This window comes from Coleofasciculus sp. C1-SOL-03, from assembly GCF_040220555.1.
GTDB lineage: Bacteria > Cyanobacteriota > Cyanobacteriia > Cyanobacteriales > Coleofasciculaceae > Coleofasciculus.
Genome location: NZ_JAVJUO010000061.1, coordinates 1 through 12,955 on the forward strand (window position 1 = coordinate 1; position 12,955 = coordinate 12,955).

General features: G+C 47.8%; 12 protein-coding genes, 2 tRNA genes and 1 pseudogene. 4 read left to right on the top strand and 11 right to left on the bottom strand.

The window, feature by feature from the left end; translation table 11 throughout:
• Positions 1–465: 465 nt before the first annotated feature.
• From RIE73_RS09360 to RIE73_RS09385, 6 genes are all read right to left on the bottom strand, one after another.
• Positions 466–678 (bottom strand): hypothetical protein, encoded by a 213-nt coding sequence (locus RIE73_RS09360; protein WP_446400939.1) that lies wholly within the window; start codon positions 676–678, stop codon positions 466–468.
• Positions 679–700: 22 nt separating this feature from the next.
• Positions 701–783 (bottom strand) — tRNA-Leu (locus RIE73_RS09365).
• Positions 762–1,631, bottom strand: coding sequence for a M48 family metallopeptidase (locus tag RIE73_RS09370; protein ID WP_446400940.1), 870 nt, complete (start codon positions 1,629–1,631; stop codon positions 762–764). The genes RIE73_RS09365 and RIE73_RS09370 overlap by 22 nt, the downstream gene beginning before the upstream one ends.
• 129 nt (positions 1,632–1,760) lie before the next feature.
• On the bottom strand, positions 1,761–1,991 hold the full coding sequence (locus tag RIE73_RS09375; RefSeq protein ID WP_446400941.1) for a hypothetical protein: 231 nt from the start codon (positions 1,989–1,991) through the stop codon (positions 1,761–1,763).
• Positions 1,988–2,410 (bottom strand): tetratricopeptide repeat protein, encoded by a 423-nt coding sequence (locus tag RIE73_RS09380; RefSeq protein ID WP_446400969.1) that lies wholly within the window; start codon positions 2,408–2,410, stop codon positions 1,988–1,990. Before RIE73_RS09380 ends, RIE73_RS09375 begins: the two co-directional genes overlap by 4 nt.
• 93 nt (positions 2,411–2,503) lie before the next feature.
• A complete protein-coding gene (locus tag RIE73_RS09385; protein WP_446357802.1) occupies positions 2,504–2,857 on the bottom strand; it encodes a HesB/IscA family protein in 354 nt (117 codons plus the stop codon).
• Positions 2,858–3,098: 241 nt separating this feature from the next.
• Between RIE73_RS09385 and RIE73_RS09390 the strand changes: the two genes are divergently transcribed.
• The gene (locus tag RIE73_RS09390) at positions 3,099–4,766 is read left to right on the top strand and encodes a DUF6930 domain-containing protein (protein WP_446400942.1); all 1,668 of its coding nucleotides are present in this window, start codon (positions 3,099–3,101) and stop codon (positions 4,764–4,766) included.
• A gap of 271 nt (positions 4,767–5,037) precedes the next feature.
• Positions 5,038–6,162: pseudogene (locus tag RIE73_RS09395) on the top strand (ATP-binding protein); the annotation flags it as partial.
• 203 nt (positions 6,163–6,365) lie between these two features.
• Here the strand turns inward: RIE73_RS09395 and RIE73_RS09400 are convergent.
• Together RIE73_RS09400 and RIE73_RS09405 are read right to left on the bottom strand one after the other, a co-directional pair.
• Positions 6,366–7,799, bottom strand: coding sequence for a hemolysin family protein (locus RIE73_RS09400; protein WP_446400943.1), 1,434 nt, complete (start codon positions 7,797–7,799; stop codon positions 6,366–6,368).
• A 437-nt stretch (positions 7,800–8,236) separates the two neighbouring features.
• A complete protein-coding gene (locus RIE73_RS09405) occupies positions 8,237–9,013 on the bottom strand; it encodes a hypothetical protein (RefSeq protein ID WP_446400944.1) in 777 nt (258 codons plus the stop codon).
• A gap of 264 nt (positions 9,014–9,277) precedes the next feature.
• On the opposite strand from RIE73_RS09405, the gene RIE73_RS09410 reads away from it, so the two are divergent.
• Positions 9,278–9,350, top strand: a tRNA-Ile gene (locus RIE73_RS09410).
• Positions 9,351–9,396: 46 nt separating this feature from the next.
• Here RIE73_RS09410 and RIE73_RS09415 read toward each other — a convergent pair.
• Positions 9,397–9,858 carry a hypothetical protein gene (locus RIE73_RS09415; protein ID WP_446400945.1) on the bottom strand — a complete coding sequence of 154 codons (462 nt, stop codon included), beginning with the start codon at positions 9,856–9,858 and terminating at the stop codon, positions 9,397–9,399.
• 84 nt (positions 9,859–9,942) lie between these two features.
• Between RIE73_RS09415 and pyrE the strand changes: the two genes are divergently transcribed.
• Positions 9,943–10,560, top strand: a complete 618-nt coding sequence (gene pyrE / locus RIE73_RS09420; RefSeq protein WP_446400946.1) for an orotate phosphoribosyltransferase — start codon at positions 9,943–9,945, stop codon at positions 10,558–10,560.
• Between the two features lie 109 nt (positions 10,561–10,669).
• On the opposite strand, the gene RIE73_RS09425 is transcribed toward pyrE, so the two are convergent.
• Together RIE73_RS09425 and RIE73_RS09430 are read right to left on the bottom strand one after the other, a co-directional pair.
• Positions 10,670–11,095: a hypothetical protein gene (locus RIE73_RS09425; protein WP_446400947.1), complete on the bottom strand. Its 426-nt coding sequence runs from the start codon at positions 11,093–11,095 to the stop codon at positions 10,670–10,672.
• Entirely contained in the window at positions 11,092–12,765 is a 1,674-nt protein-coding gene (locus RIE73_RS09430; protein ID WP_446400948.1) for an adenylate/guanylate cyclase domain-containing protein, read from the bottom strand. The genes RIE73_RS09425 and RIE73_RS09430 overlap by 4 nt, the downstream gene beginning before the upstream one ends.
• Positions 12,766–12,955 lie beyond the last annotated feature (190 nt).

Below are 12,955 nucleotides of genomic sequence, written 5' to 3' on the forward strand. Positions count from 1 at the left end.
CGCATAAACAATAGAGTTTTTTGTTACTCCCTTTTTAAAGTTCAACACCTCGACTCCGCTCGGTGTTGACACCCTACACCCTACACCCTACACCCTACACCCTACACCCTACACCCTACACCCTACACCCTACACCCTACATACACCCTACACCCTACATACACCCTACATACACCCTACACCCTACACCCTACACCCAGTAGTACCCTCAAGTTCCTTGTCACCCCCTCAGCAGAAGGGCTCCAAGGGAAGGAGGAAGGTTGCAAGGTACAAGGGAATAATGAGTGTTTGGACGGACATGATATGACATCTATAAGTAGGGTCTGGTGAATAAGTGCTGTGGTGAGGGGGATCTCTTGAAGCTGGGGAAGCCAATGTAGAGACGTGCCATGGCACGTCTGGGAGCGGGGGGAGCAAGGGTTCATTTTTCCTGATAGTCCCTACAGCAGCCCCTACTGTACAAACCTAGGCGATATACATACCAAAAAAAGAGGGAAGAGTGTCTTTTTCTCTTCCCCCTTGCTGATTCTGTTGTTCGGCTTTTTCGTTGTCTTTCAACGTTTTCCGCAACATTTGCCGTTGCTTCTTCAGTTGTCTGGCTCTGGCGGAACCGCCTTTGCCTTTATCGTTTCGCCCTTGACGGCGAGGAGACTCCCACCGCTTGAGTCGTTGTGCCATAATCACCACCTCTGAATCGGAATGGGCGGAGAGAGACTCGAACTCTCATGACCAGAGGTCGCCACATTTTGAGTGTGGTGCGTCTACCAATTTCGCCATCCGCCCTTGGATGCAACCTTTTCATTATAGCCAATAGATGTCGGTTGTAGCAAGGACTGATAGGCTTGAGAACTTGCCCATTTATCAATTTCCCGCGCCCGTAGTACAGGTACAGGGTGGCTTAATTGGGCAGTTTGAGCGGATTTGAGCAGTTCTCCCAATTCCGAATTACTGATATCATCATAGGCTCTGGCTTGGGCGATAAAGGCGTCGAGGTTGAGTTGGGGGGCTAGGGTGGGTGAACCGCCAGCCAGTTTCATTAGTACCGACATCACCACTCTGGGATTCTGAGTGGCTAGCAGCGCCGCGCGATCGCAGGAAAATTCCGCACACCTTAACCACTCCAGCATCTGTTCCTGAAGGCTTTGGGCAATCACAGCCCCCCAATTGGGCAGTAAAGACGCCGCTAAGATCATAATGTTAAGCGGTGTGAGATAAACCCCATGTTCGCATTTGAGATGTCCCAATTCGTGAGCTATCACCGCCTGAATTTCGTCTGGGGTGAGCATATCGATTAAAGCGGTGTGCAGGACGATAAATGGCTGCTTCCCGCGCATGGCAAAGGTATAAGCATTTGGCACAGGATGCTGCTGCACATACAGTTGAGGGGGTTCTAAGTCCAGGGTTTTGCAGGCGTCTAGGAGTAAATTATGCAGGTGCGGTAGCTGATTTTCGCCTACCAAAACGCTAGCAGCAATATTATTCAGGTAAAAGAATTGTTCCGCCACAGGTCCGAGGAGATTTCGCACCATCAAGTCCAGTCCAGGGAACTGCTTCAAGGCTTGGGTGGCTTGGAAATCAAGGGGATGACGGAACTGGTCTGCCTTTAGACCAACTAACAGTGTTTGGGTCATAGGTTATTGGTCTTATGTCATTGGTCTTATGTCATTGGTCATTGGTTGATCCAATGACGTCTAATCTCTAGTGTATCGAGAAGCTGAGCCTGAAACATCGGTTCAACAAAATCGCGGGAATCCTCGTCCTCAACTCTTGTAGGGCGAGGAGGGATAGCGGGATGCCCGAAGAATGTATGATTTTCCCCACACCCGACACCCGATACCCGACACCCGACACCCGACACCCGACACCCGACACCCGACACCCGACACCCGACACCCGACACCCGACACCCGACACCCGACACCCGACACCCGACACCCGACACCCGACACCCGACACCCAGCCCCCACGCCCAAGATGCCGTGAAAAGTCACCCTTCAGATAGCCATTGTTTAACCCGCTTTAAACTATCCCAGTCAGACTTCCTACTCAGTCCATCCTCAATACTCTCAAAGACATCCTGACGAATTTGAGAATCCGTCGCCATCATCTGCTTAACGGTATCGATGTGTTTACGCACCCCAGTTTGCCCGGTTTCCAACATCGCTACCGCTAGGTTGACTCGCGCTTGGGGCGCATTGGCATCAATTTTCGTCCCCTTAAGCGCTACTTTATATGCCCGTTCCGCTTGGTCATCCAGCAAATACAACCAAGCTAGACAACTCCAAGCGGCGGCGTTTTTCGGGGAGCGATCGCACAGTTGTTTAAATACGGGAATCAGGGAATCGGGTCCCTCACCCGCGTTGTAGCGTTCTAAGCCACTCTCGAACAGAGAATTAACAGTTTCGGTCATCGATTCAATTTTAGGGTTACCGCGATCTGATTTTAAATGCAGTAGGGGTTTGGTTACCAAACCCCTACTCCCGTCCTATTCCCCCGTTTTTAACTAAACGCCAAAGGATTTACCACAGCCACAGGTTTGATTGGCGTTGGGGTTGGTGAATTGGAAGCCTCCCCCAATCATGGCATTGCTGTAATCTAAGACCAAACCGTACAGGTACAGGATGCTTTTGGGATCACATATTATTTTGAAGCCTTCGTAGTCAAACACTTCATCGTTATCCCGTACCTTACTCGGATCTTCAAAATCCATCATGTAAGACATCCCGGAACAGCCCCCCTGACGGACACCAACCCGCAAGTATAAATCTTGTCCTTGTTGGTCTCGCAGCGCCACAATATGCTTGAGGGCTTGTTCGGTCAGTTGGATTCCTCGTTGCTGTGTTGTTGCTTGTGTCATGAGTATGTTGTAACTCCTGGTTAGGTTAAACTTGGATGACGAACGACTGATGTGCCACGCTTATGGATCAAGTTTATCGAGACTGAGCCTTTTGCGTGTATTTACCTCATAAAAATTTTCTTGGGAACTCCTTTCTCCAAACAATGAAGCGCAGCCCGGAAGGTATTGCGGTTTAATAGGAGTATCTATTATTGATCATGGCTGACTTGCCATGGTTTTTGCACTTATTGCCAAATACCCTATGTCTGCTCTCAATCGCAATACTCGTCGTCGGCTCAAACGGTTACCCCAAATACCCAGCGTCTGGGAAGGGGATCGCCGTTCTTTAGTGACTGTATCCGATCAGGGTGATTTTGATGCTGAGGGTAATAATGAGTGCATTCTTTGGGTGGATGGCTCAGAAGGAATTGTCCGGGCGATGGATATCGTCTCCTCAGAAATGGGACCTGAAGCGATTGTTCGCACCTTATTGCGAGCCATGGAACATCCCCAAAGTCCGGCTCGACCCGCCCGTCCCTCTAAAATTGTGGTACGCGATCGCGAAGTTCAGTTTTTATTACGTGGGGTGCTGCAAGAGTTGGAAATTGCCATCGATTATGTTCCCGATTTACCCCTAATTGATGAGTTGTTTCGCGGGTTTGAGGAAATCGCCCTCCAGCGCCAGCCAACCTTACCCCCGAAGTATGCTGATCTGTTGATCGGTAAGGCGTATGAGATTTGGCTGGATGCGCCTTGGGATGTCTTGGCTGACCACCAGATCCTGAGTGTGGAATTAAATCGCTGGGATGTGAGTGAGTTCTACGTCTCGATCATGGGTATGCTGGGTGTGGAGTACGGAATTTTGCTCTATCGCTCCTTGGATTCGCTGCAACGGTTTCGGGAGTCGGTCGTCAATCAGGAATCGGTCGAGGCGATGGAACAGGCATTTTTGGGACAAGATTGCTTGTTTATTACGTATGAAGCAGCGGATGAGGACTTTGAGGATGATGAGGATGTGGATTTAGCGGATTTATCCGTTGAAGAGATTTTGCCCAGCTTTGGCGCGGTGCATCCATTAGAGGGAATGCGCCCCTTTCTGGATGAGGAAGAAGCCCTGCTTGTGTATATGGCGCTAGAAGCCCTACATCGATTTTTCCAAGGGTCATCCCGAAAATTAGCGGCGGAAGATTTTCCGGCGATGAACAAGCGCTTCCGCATCCCTATTCCTGTCAATGCGGAAGATGAGGATACGGAGTCAAAATCAAAAGTGTCGATCAAAGTGTCTACACGACCAGAGATCGCCTCTGAGTTGTGGGAGATGGCAATTGATGAGGTGGATGACGAGGACTGGTATGATGATGAGGATGAGGAGGATGAGGCGGAACTGGAGCTTCCGCTAAGGGATGACTTAATTCCGAAAGATTCCTATCTGAGTTTGGGGATGATGCCCTGGGAGAGTATAGCACTGCTACAGGAGGATATTGATTTTTATCAGTCTCAAGACGCTCCGCCCCTAGGAGAAGGGTTACCTGTGGTGTTAATTCAAACCACTCGCCCGAAAGCTAAAGTGTTAATCGAGCAAATTCAAACAGCCGGGGGACTCAAGGGGATTGGTTTTAACCCCGGAGAAGATCCTCTAGCTGGCGATCGCTATGATTTGGGTATTCTACAAACAGGAGATAGTCATCTTTACCTTTTTGGCGAGTTTCCCGAAGCTGATCCGGCTCATACGGCGAGTCGTGAGCATTGGGAACAACGGTGTTTACAAACAAAGGGCTACTGCGGATTAATTATTGCCAGAGGACTCAAAGGTGCTTCTCGTGGTAATCCTCAACCCAAGGACATGATGGCGTTTTTTGAAGCGCGATCGCTCTCGGTTAAAGAGTTAGGATTAGGCTTGTTACAGCTTATGCCTGTGTTTGAATTTTAACATCTTGCTCCCTCTGCTCCCTGTAGGGGCACGATAATATCGTACCCCTACCATAATAAATGGCGTGAAAAGTTGGATATGACCATTGAATCGGGCGCACGTCGGTGCGCCCCTACGGTTTCTGGATTAGGCTTATTTATTTACAAAACTTAGTACAGTACCGTGTTTTTTAGCAGTGACAGGCTTGGTTTCATCCCTCGGATGAATCACGAGGGAGCCTGCACTATCGCTGTTCTGTAAGATAGAGAAATAGCTTACTTCCCATCTGCCCATGCCCAAATGGTTTAACACGGCAGGACCGTGCAAAGCAGATATTCACTATATGCTTCCGCCCTTGGCTCGGCTACCCCAACTAGACCGACTGATTGAGCAGCAGGGCTATTTTGTCATTCATGCACCTCGGCAAACAGGTAAAACCACTGCCATGCTAGCTCTAGGTCAGCAATTGACAGCCAATGGGCAATACACCGCCGTGATGCTATCGGTAGAAGTAGGAGCTGCCTTTCCCCATGATCCCGGAGCAGCAGAAGCCGCCATTCTTGACTCTTGGAAGAATGGGGCAAAATTTCGTCTTCCGCCCGATCTGCAACCCCCTTCCTGGACGCGATCGTCTCCAGGACAGCGCATTGGTACAGCGTTGAGTGAGTGGGCGCAGCATTCCCCGCGTCCCCTGGTAATCTTCATTGATGAAATTGATGCCTTACAGGACGAAACCCTGATTTCTGTACTCCGTCAATTGCGCTCCGGATATCCCAACCGTCCTCAAGGATTTCCCCATTCTCTGGCGCTGATTGGGGTGCGGGATGTGCGGGATTATAAGCTGGCGTCTGGGGGGAGTCGTCGTCTGAATACGGCTAGTCCGTTCAATATTAAGATTAAATCCTTGACTTTGAGAAACTTCACCTGTGCCGAAGTCGCCCAATTGTACGAGCAGCATAGGACTGAAACCGGGCAGGTGTTTGAGCTTGAGGCAGTAGAGCGAGCATTTGAATTAACTCAGGGACAACCCTGGTTGGTGAATGCCTTAGCCAAAGAAATTGTCGAAGAGTTAGTGTCTGATCCGACTCAACCGATTACTGTAGACCACATTGAGACAGCAAAAGAAATCCTGATTCAACGTCAAGATACTCATCTGGATAGTTTAGCCAGTATCCTACGTGAAGATCGGGTGCGAGCCGTGATTGAACCGATGTTGGTTGGTCAGGAGTTAGACGATATTCCCCAGGATGATCTGCAATTCCTAATAGATTTAGGCTTGTGTCGCATGAGTCAAGAGGGGGGTTTAGCGATCGCGAATCCAATTTACCAAGAAGTCTTACCTCTGGTGTTAAGCCAAACCCCCCAAGCCTCGTTACCGCAAATTTCCCCCAGTTGGCTAACTGCTGAGGGGAAACTTGAGCACCCACATTCCGCACTTCATAATGTAATACGTGATGATTACGCCTTGTGGGTAGCTTGGCGAACATAAAAACTGAAAAATCTAAGTATTTATACGTAAAAAGTTCGCCAAGCTACCCAGTTTTTCCGTACTACTTGGCATACTACAACTTGACGTGCGGAAGGTGGGATAGAATCTTCCTTCTAGAATAAGGAAGAGTGTCACTCTAAATCATTAGTGGAATTCTCTGGAGTATCACCTTGGGTTCCATTTGTTGTATTCTCAGTTGAAGTAATCTCTGAGGTCACATCTGTTTCCGACACATCTTCAACCGGAACCGCTGGCGGTTCATACCGATGAATGCGAATTCTATTCAGGCGGGGTCCTTCGGCTGAAATAACCGTTAACTCCAGATTTTCATAATTTAAAATTTCCCCTTGAGTGGGGATTTTTTGCAACTGATATAATAAAAAACCCGCCAAGGTTTGATATTCATCGGTTATCGGTAAATTTAAATCCAAAAGTTCGTTAACCTCTTCTAAATCCATCTGGGCTTGAACTAAAAAGGTTTGTTCATCCACAATTTGAATCGGTACTTCTTCTAGGCTTTCCGGTTCTGGGTTATCCCCAATAATTTCCGCCACCAAATCCTTCAGCGTCACCAAGCCCGCCGTACCACCAAACTCATCCACCACCATCACCATCGCCAAGTGCGATCGCTGCATCAGGGGTAGGAGTTCACTCAAGGGGGTTAACTCCGGGACAAATCGGGCGGGACGAATCCAGGGTTCAATCGGTGTATCTAAGGTTAATTTTCGCTCCGATAAGGGTTTCGCTAACTCTTTAAAATGGATAATCCCGCGAATATCATCCAGTGATTCCCCTGTTACCGGATAGCGAGAATGGTTCGTATTGGCAATTTCTTCTAATACCATTTGCACCGTTGCTGTACTGGGAATAGCGTCAATGCTGGTGCGCGGAACCATCACCTCGGTTGCCAAAACTTCGCCAAATTCAAAAACATTATTCAGTAGCTCTCGTTCTTCGGCTTCTAAACCCGTTGATTCCCGCTCAGTGGTAATAATTAACTGCAACTCTTCTGGGGTCACTTGGTTATTCCACCATCCCCCCGTATATTGCACCCCAACCAGTCGCAATAACCAGCGCGTTGATTGATTCAAAATCCAAATAAACGGATTAAAAAATCGGGCAATCACTAGACTTGGAGGACCCAAAAACCGAGCCAACTCTTCAGAATACATTAGCGCTACGGATTTCGGACAGAGTTCACCCAGAACAATTTGCAGATAAGCAATCAGGAAAAATCCCACCGGAATTGCCAGAGAATGAGCGATTCCTTGAACCATCTGCGGCGGTAGGGGTAATTGAGTCAGTATCGCGGCGACAAAAACGGCGACGGTATTCTCGCCAATCCAACCCAAGGCTAAACTGGATAGAGTAATGCCTAACTGAGTCGTCGAGAGTAGCCGTTCAATACTCTGTTGTAGCGATTGAACCGTCTTCGCTTGCACATCCCCCGCATCCACCAATTGGTTGATCCGCGATCGCCGTACCGACACCATGGAAAATTCAGCCGTGACAAAAAAGGCATTGATGGCAATCAAGAGCAGGACTAATAATAATCGCAATAGCATGTCCCGGCTGGTAAGGGGCGTAGAAGCACTCGCAGTTAGGAAAACTATTAAATTGGCAACCATAAGATTGGTAGCAGGTAACCAGCAAAAGCAGTGAGTAGGTGGGGACAATTAAAGTTAACGGCGGTGATCGTCATTCGTCCTTCGTCTTATGTAAGGGTTTGAGGACTATTTACAGAACTTAATATAGTTGGGTGTATTGGCACCAACAGGACTGACCCAACCCCCTTGTTAACCCGTTGGATTTGGCGATCGCTCTAGTGCAGCGCCGCTTCAAATACTAACCAGTTAACAAGCTCCTTAAAAGCAGCTACATTATGTTCCTTATAGCCTTCTGCCATCTGCCTTCGGACTTCTTTCTGCCTTCTTGTACTAGCCAACCTACTTGAACGGGAGCTGCTTTCACGCTGCATTTTCCCAACCTACTCCGTTTCTGTTTACCAGGCGACAGGGATTTCCGACATTTTCAGCTTAAGTTTTTGATCGGGATAATCAGTCAAGGTTAACGAAAGCGCCTTGGCGTCATCCAGCAATGCTGTAGGAATACTCACCGTACCCGAAAATTCCTCACCATTTGATGGCAATTCTCCCGGTAATCCTTCGGTGATCGCACTCAACGCTCGACCTTGATCATCGGTAACATTTAAAAAACTATAAAGAAATCGAACCGGATTATCGCCCTCATTCTTTAAACTAACATCCAGCAACAATGAGCCTCCCTGAAGATTGGCGGAACGAACCTCCAACGTGACCCCCCGATCTTGGCTTTTGAGCGGTAAATTTTGATTTGAGCCACTACTGGTAAACGATGTCTCTGTGTCAAATACATCCGATTCAGAGGATTCGTCTTCCCGTTCAGATTGCTGATTTTCTGTAGCGGACTCCTCTGGCTTCTGTGTCTCACTCTGGCTGTTTGACTCAGAGTCGTTAGTATCGGTTTTGGAGTCTTTATCCTGGTCTTGGTCGTCTTGGTCATGGATATAGGCATGAACGTTAACCAGGATATCCCGTTCATTCAACAGCGCAACCTCTTTGGCTCCAGGTTCAACCTCCTGGTTATTTGCCAGCTTTTTCGTCGGGCGAACATCGGGCTGAGTCACACCTTTAAGAGCTTCATGACCTAGGGAAAATCCCCACATGGCACTCACAAAGCCAGCACCTAACATCATTGCCAGCAGAATCAGAGTGAGTGCTACAGTCGAGTTGAATTTCATTACTGATTCAAGTTATAGAGGAAAAGTAACACGACTTATGGTTATAGCGCATCGAGACAAGTGACAGCTTACCCTAAAACTAATGGTCATATCCCCAAAGCGATCATCGGGTGGCTAAGATTAGTCAAGAATAGCATAAGTCTATAACTCTTAGGACTAGATTACTCGACGGTGTGTTTCCTTTCACTGGCGATTCATCCCCCATACGACCTATGGGCGGGGTCTTCTCGCCGTGTCATGATAATATAGAGAGAGACCGATTAACCAGGGTTGGCCGAGCGGTTGAGGCAGCGAACTCATAATTCGCCCTAGGCAGGTTCAACTCCTGCACCCTGGATTTTGTGATGCCATCCTCCCCCGCTCAAGTGGCTGATATCTAGCCGCTACCGTGGCAATGGAGCTTCAAAGAAAAACTCAGTCCCTTCAATTCGCGGACTCGCTTGGGGTCTAAAGCGCTCAGAAACAGGCAATAACCGCACCGAGGTGTCGAAAGGATTCGGTAAATCTGGTGTGCGAATCACTGGATCAGTGGCAAACTGTCGGTTTAATGCATCCTCGTAGAGAATATTAATCAATTCGGCATCTCGCTCCAGTTCCAAATCTGGAAATCCCGCACTCCCGATTCCACCCGGACCAATGATATATTCGAGCTGACGCCCAAGACTGCGGTTTTCGTAAAACGTTCCCGATTCATTGAAAAACGCTCGCTCAAAGGTGTTTGGAATGGTATCTAGGCGGACTGGTTCAAAGTCTGAGGGTTCGGTTTGTGCCAGTGCTGTGCTAGCTACTACTGTGGACGCCGCAACGACCAAACCCCGGAGCCATATCCTCAACCTCTTATGCATAATTCTTCGCCTCACTTTTCCTCAATCATATTCTGATATTTGAATTCAGTATAGTAGTGATTGGATTTTCACCATCTGACTATCATGGCTGACAACAGTAAACCATTGCTTTCTCTGGATACTTCACCCCAATTAACGTCTCAACGTCAGTTACTGCTGGATTTATTTTGTCAACTGGCTTACCAAGAGGGAGACTTTGTTCTCTCATCAGGACAGCGCAGTTCCTATTACATTAATGGCAAACAGGTGACGCTGCATCCTCACGGAGGGTTAGCAATTGGACAATTGCTACTGTCTCTCCTTCCCCAGGATACTCAAGCTGTTGCGGGTTTGACCTTGGGCGCTGATCCGATTGTCAGCGCGGTGAGTGTGGTGTCCGCGATAAAAAACCGACCTATTCCTGCTTTAATTATCCGTAAAGAAGCCAAAGGACATGGGACAAGGGCATATATCGAGGGTCCGAATTTGCCAGCCGGAGCCAAGGTTGTGGTGTTAGAAGATGTGGTAACCACGGGAAAATCAGCAATGAAAGCCGTTGAGCGACTGCGAGAGGCGGGGTATCAGGTGGATCAGGTGCTGGCGTTGGTTGACCGTCAGCAAGGCGGTGCTGAGTTTTACCAGTCGGTTGGGTTAGCGTTTCAAGCGGTGTTTACGATTCAGGACATTCAACAACGCTATCAGCAGCACCTCCAGGAAAAGTAGGTGGGTTGTCATTTGTCATTTGTTATTGAGGTACACAGATAGATCCCCGACTTCTCCAAGAAGTCGGGGATCTTGCTTAAGGCTGTACCTCATCAGTAAGTATTGACAACTAAAGTTTCACCAAAAACGCCGCTTTAATTCCGTTAAAAAATCTCTCGTGCGTCCGCGAGACAAGCACTCCTATTTGTCCCGCTTTACTCTGAATTCCCACATCAATCAAGGTTTTTTTGTCGCCACGATTTGTGATCCAAATTGGGAAGAAAAAGCCCCAACTTGTAAAGGTTACTGGTTTACCTAAGACGATCCATCTTTGGTTTTCATCAAGAGCCTCAATCATATAATCTGTCTGTAAAGCATAGCGAATAATAACCTTTAGCGCCTCTTGGGGACAAACTTCTGTGGTAAATGAACTCCGTTTATAGGGTCGATCTTTGATGGCAGATTCTCCCTTTTTGGCGGCGGCAATGAAACAAAAAATCCCTATAATAGATAGAACTATGCTCAAGCTCACAATTAACTGATCAATCAATCTCATAAATTTCCCTGTTGCACAATTGACGACTTTTTCCCCATTAACCAATAGGTTTTCATCTTCCCCTTACCTTTAACCCGGATCAACCCCCGTTCAACTAACTCATACTTGTCTCGCAAGCGCTGGTACGTTGTCTCAGTCACCTGAATTTTGTCTGGTTTACCGCGAGATTCCATGCGACTAGCGATATTCACCGCGTCACCCCAAATGTCATAACTAAACTTAGTTGTGCCAATGACGCCAGCAATGACGACTCCGGTGTTAATCCCAATCCGTAAACGAAAATTCTTACCCGTGGCAATGTTAATTTGTTCAAGGCTCTGTTGCATATCCAGTGCCATTTGCGCGATCGCATCGGCATGATTACTCTGAGGGGTGGGTAGTCCGCCAACCACCATATAAGCATCTCCAATGGTCTTAATTTTTTCCAAACCATGCTTTTGGGCGAGTTGGTCAAACGTCGAAACGATCCTGTTGAGCAAGCTAACCAGTTCTTGGGGAGAAATCTGACCTGCTAGTTGAGTGAACTTTACCAAGTCGGCAAATAAAATTGTCACATCTTCATGTTTCTGAGCGATTAATCCTGGCTCATGTTGCAACTGCTTGGCAATGGGTTGGGGCAAAATATTAAGTAACAAGTTCTCAACTTTTTGCTTTTCTCGTTTTAAAGCCGCATTGGTTTGCTTGCGTTGGGTAATGTCATGAAAGAAAACTGAGAGTCCTTCATAGGAGGGAAACGCCCGCACTTCAAACCAGCACCTGATGGTTGGGTAAAAGGCTTCAAAGGTGACGGGACTCTGTTGATCCATCGCTTTGTGATATTGCCGATCAAATTTTGAACCTACCGCATCGGGAAAAGTGTCCCAGATATTCTGACGCAGTAATTCGTCCGGTTGGCGCTGTAAAATTTGAGCGCCGACTTGATTAACATAGGTAAACCGCCATTGCCGATCCAAGGCAAAAAACCCATCAGTCATGCTTTCCAGGAGTTCGACGACTTGCTGATCTGAGACACGCTGTTTGGTTTCGACTTCCCGGCGTCGAGCAATTTGGCGATTTAACCGAGTTAAATTCAACCGTAGTTCCATTTGGTTAATCACCTGACGGCTTAGCGCTTGGAGGGCGTTGATCTGTTGCGGTGTGAGATCGTGAGGAATCTGGTCAATTACACACAGGGTTCCTAGGGGAAACCCATCTTTGGTCACCAAGGGAGCACCCGCATAAAATCGAATATTCGGATCAGACGTTACCAGGGGGTTACCCGCAAACCGCTCATCTTCTAAGGCGTTGGGTACAATCATGACATCTTCGGGATTCAGAATAGCATGAGTGCAAAATGCCTGATCTCTGGGTGTTTGTGTCGCATCGATGCCAACTTTTGACTTAAACCACTGGCGATTTTGATCAATTAGGCTAATCAGGGCGATGGGAGTCCCACAGATGTGTGAGGCTAAGGCGGTGAGGTCATCAAAGTCTTGTTCAGGTAGGGTATCAAGGATGTTGTACCCCTGAAGAGCCTTGATCCGCTCTGCTTCGTTGCGGGGTACAGGTGCCGCTTGCATCGGAGGTTGGGCTGAGGAACGCCGACGCGATCGCCGCGACGCGATCGTGTTATATAAACCTTTACCGAGTTTTGCCAGCCATCTGATGATACTGACAATTCCTCTGATCAAAGTTTTTTTTAACCTTTTACGTTGGCGATTCGATTTAAACAAGGGTTAACGGTCTAGAGATGCGGCACAATAAATAGTAGCTACCCTGGTGTTGATGAACTGACACGACGTTAAGCAGGAAGATTCATGACGTGCTAGTCACTATTTTGACCGAAACCGCGAAAAAATACATAAAAAAGGTGGGAATGAC

What these genes read in the sequence shown, in the direction of transcription:
- RIE73_RS09360 (WP_446400939.1), bottom strand. Translation starts at nt 678, where the DNA reads ATGGCACAACGACTCAAGCGGTGGGAGTCTCCTCGCCGTCAAGGGCGA.
- RIE73_RS09370 (WP_446400940.1), bottom strand. Translation starts at nt 1,631, where the DNA reads ATGACCCAAACACTGTTAGTTGGTCTAAAGGCAGACCAGTTCCGTCAT.
- RIE73_RS09380 (WP_446400969.1), bottom strand. Translation starts at nt 2,410, where the DNA reads ATGACCGAAACTGTTAATTCTCTGTTCGAGAGTGGCTTAGAACGCTAC.
- RIE73_RS09385 (WP_446357802.1), bottom strand. Translation starts at nt 2,857, where the DNA reads ATGACACAAGCAACAACACAGCAACGAGGAATCCAACTGACCGAACAA.
- RIE73_RS09390 (WP_446400942.1), top strand. Translation starts at nt 3,099, where the DNA reads ATGTCTGCTCTCAATCGCAATACTCGTCGTCGGCTCAAACGGTTACCC.
- RIE73_RS09400 (WP_446400943.1), bottom strand. Translation starts at nt 7,799, where the DNA reads ATGCTATTGCGATTATTATTAGTCCTGCTCTTGATTGCCATCAATGCC.
- RIE73_RS09405 (WP_446400944.1), bottom strand. Translation starts at nt 9,013, where the DNA reads ATGAAATTCAACTCGACTGTAGCACTCACTCTGATTCTGCTGGCAATG.
- RIE73_RS09415 (WP_446400945.1), bottom strand. Translation starts at nt 9,858, where the DNA reads ATGCATAAGAGGTTGAGGATATGGCTCCGGGGTTTGGTCGTTGCGGCG.
- pyrE (WP_446400946.1), top strand. Translation starts at nt 9,943, where the DNA reads ATGGCTGACAACAGTAAACCATTGCTTTCTCTGGATACTTCACCCCAA.
- RIE73_RS09425 (WP_446400947.1), bottom strand. Translation starts at nt 11,095, where the DNA reads ATGAGATTGATTGATCAGTTAATTGTGAGCTTGAGCATAGTTCTATCT.